The organism is Arthrobacter sp. SLBN-53 (assembly GCF_006715585.1).
Lineage (GTDB): Bacteria > Actinomycetota > Actinomycetes > Mycobacteriales > Mycobacteriaceae > Mycobacterium > Mycobacterium neoaurum_A.
Map to the genome: position 1 here is coordinate 4828108 of NZ_VFNN01000001.1, position 14753 is coordinate 4842860.

The window sequence follows — 14753 nt, forward strand, 5'->3', positions numbered from 1 at the left end:
TCAATCCTCGTTGGGCAGGAACAGAACCTTCGAGGAGAAGATCGAGCGCTCACCGAGTTGATGCATCGTCTGGGGAAGTGCCGACAGCGGCAGCTCGTGAGTGATCATGAACTCCCACTCGAGTTGGCCGGTCGACATCATCTTCGCCGATGTGCGCCATTCGTCGCCGGGGAACGGCGCGGAGAACGAGTTCCACGACCCGTGCAGGGTGGCCTCCAGTCGCATGAACTGGTTGAACGTCTCCTTGCCCAGCGGTACCGGTGCATGCGGGATGCCGATGAACACGGCGTGCCCGTGTGGACCGGTCAGATTGGCCGCCATGTCGGCGGTCGCCGGCACGCCCGCCGATTCCAGGACGATGTCGAACCCGCGCCCGCCGAGCGCCCTGGCCTCCTCGACACCCTGGACGGCGTGGTCGGCACCTGCTTGCCGGGCCATCGCGGCCTTCTCCTCGCTGAGGTCGACGGCGACAACCTCGGTGGCGCCGTGCAGTCGTGCCCACTGGACACCGAACAGGCCGATGGGACCGGCACCGATCACGAGCACCCGGTGCCCGGCCCGCAGCCCGGTCTTCCACAGGCCGTGTAGCGCGATGGCCGCCGGGTCCAGCATGGCCGCGGCCCGCGGATCGATACCGGCGGGCAGCTTGAGCAGGTTGCCCACCGGCGATACCGCGTACTGCGCGTACGCACCGTCGCAGCGACTGCCGAAGTAGTCGTAGTTCTCGCACAGTCCGAACGCGCCCTTGAGGCAGAAATCGCAGGTGCGGCAAGGGATCAGCGGCGGCACCGACACCAGTTCGCCCAGCTCGAATCCGGTGACACCCTCACCGAGTTCGACCACCCAGCCGGAGAATTCGTGGCCGCAGATGATCGGCATGATGTAGCCCCCGTTGCGCAACATCCGGGGGATGTCGGAACCACAGACACCGCACGCAGCGATCTTCAGCAGCACCTGGCCGGGTCCGGGCCGGGGCGTCGCGACCTCCTCGACCCTGATATCACCAGGGGCGTGCATGACGGCGGCCGTCATCGTCTGCGGGATGTTCTGCTCGGGCGTCAGGTCGCGCGCCGGTGCTTCGGTTGTCATGACTTCTCTCTCTTGATGTTTCGCGATTCGAAAGCGTGGCGGTGTCAGGCCGGCGGCTGCGGGGCCTTGGCGAAGGTGGTGTCACCGATCAGTGATGCGGCGTTGGACTTATCGACCAAACCTGTTCCGGCATCGATGAACTCGTCAACCTTCTCACCGCGGGCCACCTTCACGGCGGTCTGCACGGCCAGGGTGCCCTCTGCATTGGGGTCGTTGAGCGCGGTGGCGACGTACTCGTTGCCATCGGCGATGGCCCGGACGGCCTCCATCAGACCGTCGACACCGAACACCTTGACGTCGGCACGGTTGTTCTCGGCGAGCACCTGGAGTGCACCGAGGGCCATATCGTCGTTCTGCGCGTAGACGGCCTTGAGGTCGGGGTGGGCCTGCAGTAGGTCCTGCATGGCGGTGACGGCATTGGCGCGGATGTAGTCGCTGTACGGGCCGGGTACCACGGTGATGTTGGGCTGCGCGGCCACGGCGGCGGCGAATCCTTCGTGCCGATCGCGAGCGACCGCGCCGCCGGCATCGCCCTGGATTTCGATGATCTTGCCGCCGGCGGGCCCGAGCGCGGCCACCGCGGCCTCGCCGACGATCTCGCCCATGGCCTTGTTGTCGCGGCCGACGAAGGCCGCCGCACCGGATTCCACGGGTCGGTCGACGGTGACGACCTTGATGCCCGCCGCGTCGGCCGCCGCCAGCGACGGCGCGATGCCCTTGGGGTCGACCGGGTTGATCACCAGCACGTTGATGCCACGGGTGATGAGGTCCTGCACATCGTTGTTCTGCTTGGTCACATCACCGTTGGCGTCGGCGAAGTAGAACTGGTTGCCGTCGCCCTCGGCGGTTTGGCGGGCGGCGTCGGAGAGCGCCACATAGAACGGGCTCTGTTGGGTGGCTTGACTGAAGCCGATGACGACGGCGCCGTCGGTGGTGGCGGCGTTGGTGGCGGACCCGTTCTGGCCGGGCATCGAGCACGCGGTGGTGCCGATCGCCACTGCGGCCGAGATCGCGAATCCGGTGACGACATTTGCGAACCTCATTGCAACTCCTTACGTGCGCTTCGGCGTCGAAGCGCGTGACGTCCATCACCGTAGGAATTACCGTGAGGTTACGTCAACGTATGCGCATATCTTTGCTCATATGAGCAAAGCGAGGTGGTGCAGGTCGCCGGTGTGCGGCTACACCTGGGTGCGTCCGCGCTCGATGACCGAACTGCGACTGGCGGCGATGTCATCGCCGGTGGCGGTGGCCATCCACGCCCGCGCCGCCTCGGCCTCGATCCACAGCCCGGCCTGGGTCTGTTCGGCATCGATGCGGTGGTATGACTCCAGCAGCGCGCGTACGGCCTTCTGGTTGTTGCCGACGATCGTCGCCGCGATCCGCCGGGCGGTGGGCAGCAACTCGTCGTGCGGCACCACCTCGGTGACCAGCCCGGCGCGCAGCGCATCCTGCGCCGAGAGATAGTCACCGGTCAGGCTCATCCGCCGGGCCATGCCGACGCCGACCTTCTGCGGCAGCCGCACCGAAAGTCCCCAGGTCGGCAACAGGCCGACGCGGGCGTGGGTGTCGGCGAATTTGGCCCGCTCCGAGGCGATCAGCACATCGCAGTACAGCGCCATCTCCAGGCCGCCGGTGACTGCCGCGCCGTTGATCGCGCCGATCACGGGCTTGCGCATCGGCGGCCACTTCGGGGAGATATCCGGCAGTTCGGTGGTGTCGCCGAGTTCCTTGAGGTCCAGACCCGCGCAGAACACCGGGTCGGCACCGGTCAGAATCACCACGTCCACGTCGTCATCGGCCTCGGCGTCCCGCAGGGCGGCGATGAACTCCCCGCGCAACCGCGCCGAGAGTGCATTGCGCGCCTGTGGGCGGTTGAAGGTCAGGGTGCGGACCCGGTCGGTGGTGTCGATCAGCAAGACGGGCGAGTCGGTCATTCGCCCACCGTATCGACCTCTGTCACGGCCGCGCGGGCGGGCCTATCGTGGACTCATGTGCCGAAACATCACCGAGTTGCGCGGGCTGGAGCCGGCGGCGACACCCGAGGAGATCGAGGCCGCCGCGCGTCAGTACATCCGCAAGATCAGCGGGGTCGCCCGCCCCACTGCGGGCAATGTCGACGCGTTCGAGGCGGCCGTCGCCGAGGTCACCGCCGCCACCGAACGGCTGCTGGCGCAGTTGCCGGCGCGACGGCAGCCGCCGAAAACCGTGCCGCCGCTGCGCCGCCCCGAGGTGCGGGCCCGGCTCGGTCTGTGAGTACACCGGCGCTCAAGGAATGGGGCGCGGCGGTGCACGCCCTGCTCGACGGGCGGCAGACCGTGCTGCTGCGCAAGGGCGGCATCCACGAAAAGCGGTTCGAGGTCAGCTCCGAGGAATTCTTGTTGTTCCCCACGGTCGCGCACTCGCACGCCGAGCGGGTGCGTCCCGAACACCGCGACACGCTGTCGGGCTCGGCGGACAGCACCGATGATGCGGTGCTGCTGCGGGCCGGGGCGAAAGTGGTGGCCGCGGTCGAGGTCAACCGTCCTGACCGGATCGAGGAAATCTCCGATCTGCACATCTGGACCGCGCAGTCCGTGCGTGCCGACCGGCTGGACTTCCGTCCGCGGCACCGACTGACGGTATTGGTGGTCCAGGCCCGTGCGCTCGTGGACCCCGTGCGCCTGGAGCGCACCCCGCAGTACCGGGGATGCGCCAGTTGGGTGACCCTGCCGGTCTCCGAAAGCCGTTACACCGCACCGGTTCACGATCTCCGCACACTGGCAGCCATCGGCGCCCGCGTGCGCGACTCAGTGGGCTGACGGCGGCTGGCTGTCGGCGGGCAGGACCACCCGGGTCTCCTCGCCGAAGACCACGGTGTGTGTGGCCGGCCGCATCGCCGTACCCGACACCGCCGGATCACCGGTGCCCAGATTGCGGGCGTAGCGCGGATGCGACCCGCCGGCCACCAGCAGCCGGATCCGAGACCCCGCGGCGAACCGGTGTGCGACGGCGTCGGTTTCGATGCGGATCTGCTCGCAGTCGGGATTGCTTGCATACCTTCGGTATCCGTCACTGACATTGCGGGACCGGCCCTTGGCATCGACCTCGCTGATCCGCACGAACACATCGTGGTGTGGATTGTCGGCGCGATGGGTGAGTTCGACGACGGGACTACCGACGACATAGAGGTCCGCGGGCAGCGGCTCGCCGGTGAACGCGAGCACATCGGCCCGATCTGCCAGCGCGGAGTCGTCTCGATAACCGCCGTCGGGGGACAGCAACCGGCCGCCGACGGTGGGGGTCGGGTCGGCAGGCTGATAGGTGAACATCAGGTGCCCGCCTGCCGGGGTGCCGGCCAGGGCGCCGTCGGCGCGCGGGTACAGCGTGTGGTGCGCTGTGACCGGCGGCCAATCGTCCAGCTCGACCCACCCGTCGCCGGCGGCCTGATGTATGTGGATGCGCACCGGATGGCGCCGCGTCGACGGCGCGCCGCCCAGGTGCGTGCTCAGCCAGTCCAGCGTCTCGCGGAGGACGGTGGCGCCGCCGCGGGTCATCACCTGGGTGTGGGTCCACGATCCGACGGTCAGGGCCGTCTCGACGCCTCGGTCGCGCAGCCGCCGGTACTGGGCCAGCGTCTGGTCGAGGAACAGGTCCTGCCAGCCGCTGAGCAACAGCACCGGCACGTCCGTGCGGTCCAGGGCGGCGCCGGCGGCCAGGCGTTGCCAATGCTCGGGATCGTCTTGCGGTGGCCGTAACCAGGATTCGTACCACGGCGCACCCTCACCGAGCAGTGCGCGCCCGCCGCTGCCCAGCGGCAGATCCCGTGCCGCCGCCATGACCCGCCGCCCCGCGGTCACCTGGCGCGCCAGCGCCCGCGCCAGGCCTGGTTCCTCCTGGCGGGAGACCATATCGCTCCAGCCGAGGAAGTCGTTGAGCGAGAACGCGCCGGTGCCCCAGGACGATTCGGCGAAATCGTGCGGACCGACGGTGATGATCGCCGCGGCCAGCTCGGCGGGCGGCTCGACCAGCAGCGCCCACTGGGTGAAGCCCAGGTAGGACAGCCCGACGGTGGCGAAGGTGCCGGTGAACCAGGGCTGCTCCCGCAGCCAGGCCACCGTGTCGGCACCGTCGGCGACCTCGTTGACCATCGGCGTGAACTCGCCGCCGGAACCGAACGTGCCCCGCACGCTCTGGAAGACGACGTGATACCCGCGGCTGGCGTAGACGCTGCCGAACGACAAGGTGAACGGGAAACGCCTGCCGTACGGTGCCCGGACGAGCAGGGTGCCCGCCGGAGCCGCGGTCAGTGGTTCGTAGTGGTCGGCCAGGAGTTCCACGCCGTCGCGCATCGGCACCCGGAGGCGCTTGTGTACGACGAAGTCGGTGCTGGGCGGGGGGACATCCAATATCCGGCTCAAGGCCTGCCGGGCATGACGGGACAGTCGTGAGCTCACCTAACGAACACTACGTGGGCTCAGAAGTGGCCTCAGAACTTGTAGTAGGGCACCAGTTCGTTGGCGCGCTGCAAATTGACCTGCAGACAATCCGGCCGATCCGGGGAATGGATGGGGGAGTAGAACACCGACTGCTGCAGCACGCCGTAGCTGGTTTTGAAGGCGATCATGCAGGTCACCCACCAGCGATCGTTCCAGTCCGTCGGCTTCATGATCCAGAACTGGGCGGCCCGATGCCCGGCGATGTCGAGTTCGACCGCGTCGGGGGGCAGCGTCGCCTCGTAGGTGCGCCACACGAATGCCTCGATGGCCATCTGATAGTTGCCGGCGTCGTATTTGCAGCGCAGCCCGTCCTCGGGCGTCGGCGGGGTGAGGGCCAGGCCGATGCGCTGCACCACGTCGATCGGGATGTCCTCGCACGGGTCGAACGGCCGCGGGTCGGTCGTCTCGATGACCGGCCATTTGATCGTGGTCGACACGTTTGTCATCGGCAGGTCGTCGACGCTCACCGTGACCGGTGTGCCGGCCGGGTTGGTCTGCCACACGACGATCACCGCCGCGACGAGCGCACTCAACGCCGACAGCAGGCGCAGCTTGGCACCCATCGAACCCCCATACATCGTCATCCGACCCGAGGGTCCGCACGAACCCTGCCGGGAGTCTAAACGAGAACAGGTTCTAGTTGCCCGGGTTCGGGCATCTCGGGGGCGTCCCTGTCCGGCAAGTACGCTGGACCGCTGTGTCCTCGCCTGTTTCGAAGCCGTCCCGGGAACAACGACGACCGGTACTGTGGGCGATCAGTGACCTGCATACCGGGCACACCGGCAACAAGCCGGTGACCGAGTCGCTGTATCCGTCCAGTCCCGATGACTGGCTGATCGTCGCCGGCGACGTCGGCGAGCGCACCGACGAGATTCGCTGGGCGCTGGACCTGCTCCGTAAGCGATTCGCCAAGGTCATCTGGGTGCCGGGTAACCACGAGCTGTGGACCACCACCCGCGACCCCATGCAGATCTTCGGTCGCGCCCGCTACGACTATCTCGTCGACATGTGCGACCAGATGGGGATCGTCACGCCCGAGCATCCGTTCCCGGTGTGGAATGAGCAGGGCGGTCCGGCCACGATCGTGCCGATGTTCCTGCTCTACGACTATTCGTTCCTGCCCGAGGGCACCGGCACCAAGTCCGAGGGGCTGGCGCTGGCCAAGGAGCGCAACATCGTCGGCACCGACGAATACCTGCTCTCGGCCGAGCCCTACGCCACGCGTGATGCGTGGTGCCGCGACCGGGTGGCCTACACCCGCAAGCGGTTGGAGGAGCTCGACTGGATGACGCCGACCGTGCTGGTGAACCACTTCCCGATGGTTCGCGAGCCGTGCGATGCGCTGTTCTACCCCGAGTTCGCGCTGTGGTGCGGGACCACCGCAACCCGGGATTGGCACACCCGGTACAACGCCATCTGTTCGGTGTACGGCCATCTGCACATCCCGCGCACCACCTGGTATGACGACGTGCGATTCGAAGAGGTGTCGGTCGGATACCCGCGAGAATGGCGCCGCCGCAAGCCATATCGCTGGCTGCGTCAGATCCTGCCGGACCCCAAGTATCCGCCCGGCTACCTCAACGACTTCGGCGGCCATTTCGAGATCACCGACGAGATGCGGGAGAACGCACAGAAAATGCAGGACCGGATCGCCTCGCGCAGGAGCAGGTAGATGCTGCTGCCCGCCGTCGTCCCCGAGCTGGTCTCGACCGCCGAGATGTACCACGATCCGCCGGATCTGACACCGCTGCCCGAAGAGGCGCCCTTGGTGGCGCGGTCGGTTGCCAAGCGGCGCAACGAATTCGTCACCGTGCGCCACTGCGCGCGGATCGCGCTCGGTGAGATCGGCGTGCCGCCGGTGCCGATCCTCAAGGGTGACAAGGGTGAACCGTGCTGGCCCGACGGGGTGGTCGGCAGCCTCACCCACTGCGATGGCTTCCGCGGCGCCGTGGTGGGCAGGCAGGGGCAGGTGCGGTCAATCGGCATCGATGCCGAGCCGCATGGCGTGCTGCCCACGGGCGTGCTCGACGCCATCAGTCTGCCGGTCGAGCGGCACCAGATCTCGGCGCTTCCCGCAGAGTTGCACTGGGATCGAATTCTGTTCTGCGCCAAAGAGGCCACCTACAAGGCGTGGTATCCACTGACGCATCGCTGGCTGGGATTCGAGGATGCCCACATCACCTTCACCGTCGCCGGCACCGGCACGGCCGGCACATTCCGGTCGACCATCCTGATCGACCCCGCCGCCGAGCACGGCCCGCCGCTGAGCGCGCTGGACGGTCGGTGGTCGGTGGCCGGTGGGATCGCGCTGACGGCGATCACGCTGTGAGCAAGCCCGTTCCTGCTCCGGGGCTGGTGATCGTCGACAAGCCGGCCGGAATGACCAGTCATGACGTCGTCGGCCGCTGCCGGCGGTTGTTCGGCACCCGCAAGGTGGGCCACGCCGGCACATTGGATCCGATGGCCACCGGGGTGCTGGTCATCGGTATCGAGCGCGCCACCAAACTGCTCGGGCTGATCACCGGCACGGATAAGTCCTACGCAGCCACCATCCGCCTCGGGCAGACGACCTCCACCGAGGACGCCGAGGGCGAGGTGTTGCAGACGGTGCCCGCCGAGCATGTCACCGATGCGCAGATCGAGGACGCGCTCGCGCGACTGCGGGGTGATATCGAGCAGGTGCCGTCGGCGGTCAGCGCGATCAAGGTCGCCGGCGAACGGTCCTACAAACTCGCTCGTGAGGGGCGCGCGGTCGAGCTGCCGGCCCGGCCCGTGCGCATCTCCCGATTCGAGGTGACCGCCGTGCGCAGGGGCGGCGGGTTCACCGACGTCGACGTCGAGGTCGATTGTTCCTCGGGCACCTACATCCGGGCGCTGGCGCGCGATGTGGGTGCCGGTCTGCAGGTGGGTGGGCATCTCACCGCGTTACGACGCACCGCGGTCGGGCGGTATGACCTGCGGCAGGCGCGGACCCTCGACGACCTCGCCGAACAGGCCCGGCTGTCCTACAGCCTCGACCAGGCCTGCCTGCAAGGGTTCGCCCGGCGCGATCTCACCGAGAAGGAAGCGGTGGACACCGGTCACGGTCGCCCGCTGGACGTGGCGGGCATCGACGGGATCTATGCGGCCGTCGCACCCGACGGCAGGGTGATCGCGTTGCTGCAGGACGGCCCCTCACGCACGACCCCCGTGGTGGTGCTGCGCCCGGCCACCTTGTCCTGAGCCGGTCGGCACCTCCCGGGCATCGGCGCTGCCCGCGGGCGAGTGGCACTGATTACCCCGGGCAGCGGTGTGTGAAACGAGTGGGCCGTTTATCAGGTTTTCCCTAACCAGGGGCCGTTTTTATTAGCCAAATCCCAGGTTTCCTGTGAACTTTCTGCGCCGGCCGGGCGTTGAAGAAGGTATGAGCGAGCACGCACCGGTTTGCGACCATCCACTGTTCACCTATCAGCCCGCGTGGGCCCACGGTGAGCGGGGAGCCCGCGTCGGCCATGTGACCCACACCGTCGATCTGCCGATCGGTCCGACGGCGCTGTGGTCGGTGGTGTCGGACCCGCGCACCTGGTCGGACTGGCTGACCGTTCACCAGCGCTGGATCGGCCAGCCGCGGACCGGCTTCGTCCCCGGCGCCCGGATGACCGCCGAGACGCTGATGCTCGGCGTGTCCGGGACCGTGGAGTGGACGGTCGAATCCGCGATCGCGCCGGGCACCCTGGTGCTCATCGGTACCGGTGAGGCCGGCCTGCGCGCCCGGTTCACCCTGCTGGTCAACTCCGCCGAGGGCGGCTCACAACTGACCGTCACCAGCGAGGTCACCGGTGAACTGCTGACGGCCCCGCTGATCTCGGCCATCGAGCGCGACGGGGCCGAACAGCTGGAGATGAGCGTGCAGAAGCTGCTGGCGTGTGCCTGTGCGCAGGCGGCCCCGAAACCCCGCGCATTGCGCCTGGTGCATTCGGCCGACGATGTCGTGCCGGTCGAGAGCAGCGCCGCCGCGCCGCTGCGGGCGGTGCGCTAGACCACCCAGATCGCTTCTGCTGCAGGGCTTCCCAGATCGACGGTGACGGGCGTCCCGGTGTCGTTCGACGGCGCCTGCACCGCGACGGAGATCATCCCGGCGAAGTCTCTGCGCGCCACCACCTGCAGTCGGGAATCCAGCGTGATACCCACACTGTCGAAATAGCGCAGCATCTCCGGATCGGCATCCGAGATCCGGGCCACGGTGCCGTCTTCGCCGTCCACGCATACCGACAGCTGCCTGGCCGGTGGTGTCGGGACCCGGCCGTCCGGTGCCGGTATCGGATCGCCGTGCGGGTCGCGGGTGGGAAAACCCAGTTTTGCGTCGATGCGGTCGAGCATGCGGTCCGATACCGCGTGCTCCAGGATCTCGGCCTCGTCGTGCACCTCGTCCCACCCGTAGCCCAGCTCGCGCACCAGGAACGTCTCCATCAGCCGGTGCCGGCGCACCATCGCCAGTGCGGCCTTGCGGCCCGCGTCGGTCAGCGTCACCGCGCCGTACTTGGCGTGGTCGACCAGCCCTTGATCGGCCAGCTTGCGGATGGACTCCGACGCCGTGCTCGCCGACACTCCGATGCGTTCGGCCAGCAGTTTCGTGCTCACCTTGTCCGGTGACCATTCCTGGGCCGTCCAGATGACTTTGAGGTAATCCTGGGCAACCGTCGTCAGTTCCTGCGGGTCGCTGTTGGAGTCCACGGTCACTGAGTTTAGGCAACCGTTGCCTGTTGCGGGTATCCCAGGCGGACGGCGGTGACACCGCGCCGTAGGCTTGCGGCTGTGCAGCGGTGGCGGGGCCGGGAAGACATTCCCACGGACTGGGGCCGATGTGTCCTGACGATCGGCGTATTCGACGGTGTTCACCGTGGCCATGCCGAGTTGATCAATCGTGCCGTCAAGTCGGGGCGGTCGCGTGGGGTTCCCACCGTGCTGATGACCTTCGACCCGCACCCCATGGAGGTCGTGTTTCCGGGCAGCCATCCGGCGCAGCTCACCACACTGGCCCGCCGGGCCGAACTCGTGGAAGAGACCGGTGTGGACGTCTTCCTGGTGATGCCGTTCACCGCGGATTTCATGAAGCTGACCCCCGAGCGCTACATCCACGAGCTCCTCGTCGAGAGCCTGCACGTGGTCGATGTCGTGGTGGGGGAGAACTTCACCTTCGGACGGAAGGCGGCAGGCAATGTGGACCTGCTGCGCAAGGCCGGCGAGCGTTTCGGATTCGCGGTCGAGGGGATGAGGCTGGTGTCCGAGGAATTCGCCCGTGACGAGTCGGTCACGTTCTCCTCGACCTATATACGTTCCTGCGTGGACGCCGGCGACGTCGTTGCCGCAGCCGAGGCGCTGGGCCGTCCGCATCGCGTCGAGGGGGTCGTGGTCCGTGGTGACGGTCGCGGCCGTGGTCTTGGCTTCCCGACCGCCAATGTCGCACCACCCATGCATTCGGCCATCCCCGCCGACGGTGTCTACGCGGCCTGGTTCACGGTGCTGGGACACGGGCCGGTGGTCGGCACGGTGACCCCCGGCGAGCGCTATCAGGCGGCGGTGTCGGTGGGGACCAACCCGACCTTCTCCGGGCGCACCCGCACCGTGGAGGCCTTCGTCCTCGACGCCGAAGCCGATCTGTACGGCCAGCATGTGGCAGTCGACTTCATCGCTCGTATCCGCGGCCAGGAGAAGTTCGACTCGGTCGATGATCTGGTCCTCCAGATGGGTGCCGATACCGAGCGGGCGCGCTCGATTCTCGCTGCAGGCTGAGGTCCTGTTAGTATTTCGTCCGACCCAGCGTGTGCTGCAGTTCGCGGCGGCCGCGCCCCAGATGTTCCTCGCGGACCTTTTTGATGGAGTTTTTTCGTGGCGCTCACTACCGAACAGAAGAAAGAAATCCTCGGCCAGTACGGGCTGCATGACACCGATACAGGTTCGCCGGAGGCCCAGGTCGCGATGTTGACCAAGCGGATCCAGGATTTGACCGAACACCTCAAGAAGCACAAGCACGATCACCACTCGCGGCGGGGGCTGCTGCTGCTGGTCGGTCGTCGGCGTCGGTTGCTCAAGTACGTCGCACAGGTCGACGTCGAGCGCTACCGCTCGCTGATCGAGCGCCTCGGCCTGCGCCGCTGACGCTCCGGACCGCGGCCCTGGCCGCGATCTGCACCCTCGGGTGCCTGTCGGGGGGACTCACCGGCTGCTCGTCGGCGGCCGCGGCGGCTCTACAGGTCGGCGACTGTCTGAAGGTTGTCGGTACCCCCGATCGCCCGGACGCCGTCAAGGCGATCTGTGGCAGCACGGATTCCACATTCAAGGTGGTGGCCACCGCCGCGTCCAGTGACGGTTGTCCCACCGATGTGGATTCCTACTACTCCACGCACAGCACGTTCAGCGACACCACCAGCACCATCTGCATGGATGTGGATTGGGTTGTCGGACAGTGCATGAGTGTCGATCCCGACAACGGCCGCGATCCGGTCCGCGTGGACTGCGCCGACACCACGCAGCCGAACCGGCAGCGTGCCACCGAGATCCTGCACGGCGTGGCCAACGTCGACCAGTGTCGCAGCGGCATGGGCTATGCCTATGACCAACGAGAGTTCACCGTGTGTGTCGATGACGTCGCCTGAAGGCGGTCATCACCCGTCGGTGTAGCATGAAGATGTTTTGGGCCACATGTATTCATGAGCAGGCCCGAGCAACAAGGTGCGGTTCGCGCAGTTCCGCGTGCACCGTCCCTGCGCGTCACAGCAGTGCCCGCCTGTTCGGGCGGTCTTCGGTAGTGGCTGCCGGGGTATTTCTTTCGAACCCCGGCCGCTTCGATCGACGGCCGTAGCCGATTTCAGGGGACCGCTGACGCGTGTACGCGCAAAACAGTTGAATACCCAGAAAGGCTGCAATGTCTGCAGTTGAAACCGACGAGGGTGTGTTCGAGTCCACCGCCGTCATCGACAACGGGAGCTTCGGCACCCGCACCATTCGCTTCGAGACCGGCCGTTTGGCCCGGCAGGCCGCCGGCTCCGTCGTCGCCTACCTCGACGAAGAGACGATGCTGCTGAGCGCCACCACCGCCAGCAAGTCGCCGAAGGATCATTTCGACTTCTTCCCGCTGACCATCGACGTCGAGGAGCGGATGTACGCCGCGGGTCGGATCCCCGGCTCGTTCTTCCGTCGCGAGGGACGTCCCTCCACCGACGCGATCCTGACCTGTCGTCTGATCGACCGGCCGCTGCGTCCGACCTTCGTCTCCGGTCTGCGCAACGAGATCCAGGTCGTGGTGACCGTGCTGAGCCTGGATCCCAAGGATCTGTACGACGTGCTGGCGATCAACGCCGCGTCGGCGTCCACCCAGATCTCCGGCCTGCCGTTCTCCGGCCCGGTCGGCGGTGTGCGCGTCGCCCTGATCTCCACTCCTGAAAACAAGGCCGGCCAGTGGGTTGCGTTCCCGACCGTCGAGCAGCTCGAGGACGCAGTCTTCGACATGGTGGTTGCCGGGCGTAAGGCCGGCGACGACGTCGCCATCATGATGGTCGAGGCCGAGGCCACCGAGAAGGTCATCGACCTGATCGCCGGCGGCGCCGGCGCCCCCACCGAGGCCGTTGTGGCCGAGGGCCTGGAGGCCGCAAAGCCGTTCATCGCCGCCCTGTGCACCGCACAGGAGGAACTGCACGCTGCTGCCGGTAAGGCGACCGTGGAGTACCCGCTGTTCCCGGATTACCAGGCAGATGTGTACGAGCAGGTCGCCGCGGTGGCCACCGAGGCGCTCTCACAGGCGCTCACCATCGCCGGTAAGGCCGAGCGCGATGGCCGCACCGACGAGATCAAGGGTGAGGTGCTCGAGCGCCTTGCCGGTCAGTTCGAGGGCCGCGAGAAGGAGATCGGCGCCGCGTACCGTTCGCTGACCAAGAAGCTTGTGCGCCAGCGCATCCTGACCGATCACTTCCGCATCGATGGTCGTGGCGTCACCGATATCCGGGCCCTGTCGGCCGAGGTCGCGGTCATCCCGCGGGCGCACGGCAGCGCGTTGTTCGAGCGCGGCGAGACCCAGATCATGGGTGTCACCACCCTGGACATGGTCAAGATGGCCCAGCAGATCGATTCGCTGGGGCCGGAGAAGTCCAAGCGCTACATGCACCACTACAACTTCCCGCCGTTCTCGACCGGTGAGACCGGCCGCGTCGGCTCGCCCAAGCGTCGCGAGATCGGCCACGGGGCACTCGCCGAGCGCGCCCTGATGCCGGTGCTGCCGAGCGTCGAGGAGTTCCCGTACGCCATCCGCCAGGTGTCGGAAGCGTTGAGCTCCAACGGTTCCACCTCGATGGGCTCGGTGTGTGCGTCGACCCTGTCGCTGCTGAACGCCGGCGTGCCGCTCAAGGCGCCGGTTGCCGGTATCGCCATGGGACTGGTTTCCGACGAGGTCGATGGGGAACGCAAGTTCGTCACCCTGACCGATATCCTCGGCGCCGAGGATGCCTTCGGTGACATGGACTTCAAGTGCGCGGGTACCAAGGACTTCGTGACCGCCCTGCAGTTGGACACCAAGCTCGATGGCATCCCGTCCAAGGTGTTGGCCGGTGCGTTGGACCAGGCCAAGGACGCCCGGATCACCATCCTGGAGGTCATGGCCGAGGCCATCGACGCTCCCGACGAGATGAGCCCGTACGCGCCGCGCATCACCACCATCAAGGTCCCGGTGGACAAGATCGGCGAGGTCATCGGGCCCAAGGGCAAGATGATCAACTCGATCACCGAGGAGACCGGCGCGTCGATCTCCATCGAGGACGACGGCACCGTGTTCGTCGGCGCCAGCAATGGCGAGGCCGCGCAGGCCGCGATCGACAAGATTAATGCCATCGCCAATCCGCAGCTGCCCAAGGTGGGTGAGCGGTTCCTGGGAACGGTGGTCAAGACCACCGACTTCGGAGCGTTCGTCTCGCTGTTGCCGGGTCGCGACGGTCTGGTGCACATCAGCAAGCTGGGCCGCGGCAAGCGCATCGCCAAGGTCGAGGATGTCGCCAAGGTCGGTGACAAGATGCGTGTCGAGATCGCCGATATCGACAACCGCGGGAAGATCTCGCTGGTGCTGGTCGAGGAGGAGACCTCGGCGAGCGCCCCGGAGGCCGAGGTGGCCGAGCCCGCCGGCGCGGAAGCGTAGCTGCACAGCGTAATTTCGACGGACAT

General features: G+C 67.2%; 16 protein-coding genes. 10 read left to right on the forward strand and 6 right to left on the reverse strand.

Annotation, left to right across the window (positions count from 1 at the left end; translation table 11 throughout):
* From FBY28_RS23155 to FBY28_RS23165, 3 genes are all read right to left on the reverse strand, one after another.
* Entirely contained in the window at positions 1-1089 is a 1089-nt protein-coding gene (locus FBY28_RS23155; protein ID WP_141869553.1) for a galactitol-1-phosphate 5-dehydrogenase, read from the reverse strand.
* 44 nt (positions 1090-1133) lie between these two features.
* A complete protein-coding gene (locus tag FBY28_RS23160; protein ID WP_174241717.1) occupies positions 1134-2132 on the reverse strand; it encodes a substrate-binding domain-containing protein in 999 nt (332 codons plus the stop codon).
* Positions 2133-2270: 138 nt separating this feature from the next.
* A complete protein-coding gene (locus FBY28_RS23165; RefSeq protein ID WP_019513076.1) occupies positions 2271-3026 on the reverse strand; it encodes an enoyl-CoA hydratase in 756 nt (251 codons plus the stop codon).
* A 55-nt stretch (positions 3027-3081) separates the two neighbouring features.
* On the opposite strand from FBY28_RS23165, the gene FBY28_RS23170 reads away from it, so the two are divergent.
* Positions 3082-3345 (forward strand): DUF2277 domain-containing protein, encoded by a 264-nt coding sequence (locus FBY28_RS23170; RefSeq protein WP_141869554.1) that lies wholly within the window; start codon positions 3082-3084, stop codon positions 3343-3345.
* Positions 3342-3890: a DUF1802 family protein gene (locus FBY28_RS23175; protein WP_141869555.1), complete on the forward strand. Its 549-nt coding sequence runs from the start codon at positions 3342-3344 to the stop codon at positions 3888-3890. Before FBY28_RS23170 ends, FBY28_RS23175 begins: the two co-directional genes overlap by 4 nt.
* Here FBY28_RS23175 and FBY28_RS23180 read toward each other — a convergent pair.
* Positions 3879-5525 (reverse strand): CocE/NonD family hydrolase, encoded by a 1647-nt coding sequence (locus FBY28_RS23180; RefSeq protein WP_216847909.1) that lies wholly within the window; start codon positions 5523-5525, stop codon positions 3879-3881. The genes FBY28_RS23175 and FBY28_RS23180 overlap by 12 nt on opposite strands.
* 32 nt (positions 5526-5557) lie before the next feature.
* Positions 5558-6151, reverse strand: a complete 594-nt coding sequence (locus FBY28_RS23185; protein ID WP_216847910.1) for a DUF3558 domain-containing protein — start codon at positions 6149-6151, stop codon at positions 5558-5560.
* A gap of 113 nt (positions 6152-6264) precedes the next feature.
* Between FBY28_RS23185 and pptH the strand changes: the two genes are divergently transcribed.
* The 4 genes from pptH (at position 6265) to FBY28_RS23205 (ending at position 9585) form a co-directional block, all read left to right on the forward strand.
* Positions 6265-7239, forward strand: a complete 975-nt coding sequence (pptH, locus tag FBY28_RS23190; RefSeq protein WP_141869556.1) for an ACP phosphodiesterase PptH — start codon at positions 6265-6267, stop codon at positions 7237-7239.
* Positions 7240-7896 (forward strand): 4'-phosphopantetheinyl transferase PptT, encoded by a 657-nt coding sequence (pptT, locus tag FBY28_RS23195; RefSeq protein WP_141869557.1) that lies wholly within the window; start codon positions 7240-7242, stop codon positions 7894-7896. It begins immediately after the preceding gene.
* Positions 7893-8789 carry a tRNA pseudouridine(55) synthase TruB gene (gene truB / locus FBY28_RS23200; protein ID WP_141869558.1) on the forward strand — a complete coding sequence of 299 codons (897 nt, stop codon included), beginning with the start codon at positions 7893-7895 and terminating at the stop codon, positions 8787-8789. The genes pptT and truB overlap by 4 nt, the downstream gene beginning before the upstream one ends.
* A gap of 181 nt (positions 8790-8970) precedes the next feature.
* Positions 8971-9585 carry a type II toxin-antitoxin system Rv0910 family toxin gene (locus tag FBY28_RS23205; protein ID WP_141869559.1) on the forward strand — a complete coding sequence of 205 codons (615 nt, stop codon included), beginning with the start codon at positions 8971-8973 and terminating at the stop codon, positions 9583-9585.
* On the opposite strand, the gene mntR is transcribed toward FBY28_RS23205, so the two are convergent.
* A complete protein-coding gene (mntR, locus tag FBY28_RS23210) occupies positions 9582-10280 on the reverse strand; it encodes a manganese-binding transcriptional regulator MntR (RefSeq protein ID WP_023985621.1) in 699 nt (232 codons plus the stop codon). The genes FBY28_RS23205 and mntR overlap by 4 nt on opposite strands.
* A gap of 81 nt (positions 10281-10361) precedes the next feature.
* Here mntR and FBY28_RS23215 point away from each other — a divergent pair, with 81 nt between their 5' ends.
* The 4 genes from FBY28_RS23215 (at position 10362) to FBY28_RS23230 (ending at position 14727) form a co-directional block, all read left to right on the forward strand.
* Entirely contained in the window at positions 10362-11339 is a 978-nt protein-coding gene (locus FBY28_RS23215; protein ID WP_141869560.1) for a bifunctional riboflavin kinase/FAD synthetase, read from the forward strand.
* Positions 11340-11435: 96 nt separating this feature from the next.
* Positions 11436-11705, forward strand: coding sequence for a 30S ribosomal protein S15 (gene rpsO, locus FBY28_RS23220; protein WP_141869561.1), 270 nt, complete (start codon positions 11436-11438; stop codon positions 11703-11705).
* 44 nt (positions 11706-11749) lie between these two features.
* The gene (lppU, locus tag FBY28_RS23225) at positions 11750-12202 is read left to right on the forward strand and encodes an LppU family putative lipoprotein (protein WP_141869562.1); all 453 of its coding nucleotides are present in this window, start codon (positions 11750-11752) and stop codon (positions 12200-12202) included.
* A gap of 269 nt (positions 12203-12471) precedes the next feature.
* Positions 12472-14727 carry a polyribonucleotide nucleotidyltransferase gene (locus FBY28_RS23230; protein WP_141869563.1) on the forward strand — a complete coding sequence of 752 codons (2256 nt, stop codon included), beginning with the start codon at positions 12472-12474 and terminating at the stop codon, positions 14725-14727.
* Positions 14728-14753 lie beyond the last annotated feature (26 nt).